At 67.3% G+C, this 2097-nt stretch carries 2 protein-coding genes; both read left to right on the top strand.

Annotation, left to right across the window (positions count from 1 at the left end; translation table 11 throughout):
* Positions 1-1442, top strand: a 1442-nt coding sequence (locus tag ACWDA7_RS52310) for an ADP-ribosyltransferase (RefSeq protein ID WP_450615208.1), incomplete at its 5' end; no start/stop codon positions are given.
* A gap of 41 nt (positions 1443-1483) precedes the next feature.
* The gene (locus ACWDA7_RS52305; protein ID WP_450615210.1) at positions 1484-1888 is read left to right on the top strand and encodes a hypothetical protein; all 405 of its coding nucleotides are present in this window, start codon (positions 1484-1486) and stop codon (positions 1886-1888) included.
* Positions 1889-2097: the final 209 nt, after the last annotated feature.

Raw genomic sequence — 2097 nt, 5'->3', positions numbered from 1 at the left:
TCGCCAAGGGTGCCGGTGCGGGTCTGTCGAAGATCGGGGACATCAGCAAGGCGCTGAAGGGCGTCGGCAACATCGACATCCCCAAGCTCCCGGACGGCTCGGTCCACCTGCCGGACGGCCGCTTGCTGGACCCGAACGGCAACATCATCGCCCACGACGGCACCATCGACACCACACCGGTACCGCACGAGTTGGCACCGGGCCTCCCGGCCCACTGGACGATCCAGGAACCGGCGCTCTCGGGGGTACGCGCGGGGGACGGCGCGGTGGGGGGAGTGACACACACGACCGACGCGGCGGCGCCGGGTGGTCACTACGACACGGCGCCGGGCGGCAGTACCGGTCACACGCCGAGCGGCACCTTCGACGGCACGCCGACGTCGTACGACCATACGGCGACGCCGACGTCGTACGACCACGCGCCGACCACGACACCGCACGAGGCCCCTACGGTCCTGCCGCACACGGGGCACGACGTCCCGTCCGGCGCGCCCCACCCGGGCCACACGCCGCACGGAACCGACCACACGCCACATGGCACCGGGCACGACACCCCGGGCGCCCACACGCACGACGGGTCCCACGGCGCGGGGCATGACGGGCATGGCCACGATGGTCAGGGCCATGACGGCACGGGTCACGACGGCGCCGGGCACGATGCCGCGCACGCCGGTGACCACGCGGGGGTCGGGCACGACGGCGTGGACACGGCCGCGCACCAAGGCGCCGACGCCCCGGGCCACCCGGGCACGGACACGCTGGAGCACGGCGGGGCCGGGGAGCCGTTCGAGTACAAGCCGCTCATGTCGGGGGACGACTTCGACAACCTTGCCACCGACGCGGAGAAGCACGCGGTGGCCACAGCGGAACTGGAGCACGGCACAAATCCGGCGCCCAGCGCCAGCGACAAAGCGGGGCAGGACTACGGCGACGCGTACTGGAACAACTTCCTGGATACCCTCGATCCCTCTGGCAAGGATGCACTGCATACCTACAGTGATCACTACTACACGCAGATCAACGGTCACCTGCGGGGCGCCGAACCCGATGTGTCCCCCGGCATTGTGCACACCATCAATGAGATGGACCGAGTCATGGGAAGCCGCCCCGTGCCGGAAAGCATCATCGTCGTGCGTGGCACCGGGATCGACCACCTCAACCTGAGGTCGCCGATGGAGATGGTGGGCCACTCTTACGGGGACCCTGGGTACACCTCCACGGCGCTCGGAAAGACAGTGCCGCCGCCCTTCCGGCACAAGCCAGTGGTCATGCACTTGCGGGTGCCAAAGGACACGCCTGCCCTCTGGATCGACCACATCTCCGCGAATCCCGGAGAACGGGAACTCCTCCTCGCGCGCGGTACGGACTACAAGGTGACGCGCGTTTTCATGGATGAGGCAGGCAAGTGGCACGTCTACGGGGAGGTTCTACCGAAGCCGTAGCCTCGTTGCGGATCAGGTGGATGTAAAGGAATGTGGACATCATGAGCAGTGAACGACCGATCAACCCGCGTTTCGACGACGACATGAGGTTCGTGGAAAGGCCGGGCGGTCCGCCGCGCTACAGGGACTGGACCGACAAGCCGGTGCAGTACTTCACGGTGATCGACAAGCAGGGCAGCGCGGTCCTTGGATATGTGTGGGCCGGTGACGAGGACGATGCCGCTGCGTACGAACCTCAGCAGGCCGCCGGACCTCGGGGGGTCAACGAGAGCGGCTTCTGGATTCGCCGGTTGCGCAATGCCAAGGAACGGGGTATTCGACCGTCCCAGGCTCTCGCCGAGTTGCTGGCCGACCCGGAACCGGGTGGCAAGGGACGGCCTTTGCCCGGTTCTTTGGCCGACGCTCCGAACGCCGCCGCAGTCGAAGCCCTTGCCAAAGGTGAGTAGGGAACAGCGGATCAACCCGCGCTTCGCAGAAGATCTGCCGTTCAACGAGGTCAGCGGACCGCCGCGGTACAACCGTGCCACCGACGGGCCGGTTCAGTACGTGAGCATCGCCAATGAGTGGTGTGCATCGTGAAGTAGCAGGTCGCGGGGCTGGTGTGCGTCGGCTCCGGGGTACTCATGCTGGTGACGGGCGGGTGACTTCGGTGGAG

Source organism: Streptomyces sp. NPDC001156 (assembly GCF_053598275.1).
The sequence above is the reverse complement of the archived record's forward strand: the minus strand, read 5'-3'. Positions and strand labels throughout refer to the sequence as shown.

Coding starts and splice junctions, on each gene's coding strand:
- ACWDA7_RS52305 (WP_450615210.1), top strand. CDS start 1,484: ATGAGCAGTGAACGACCGATCAACCCGCGTTTCGACGACGACATGAGG.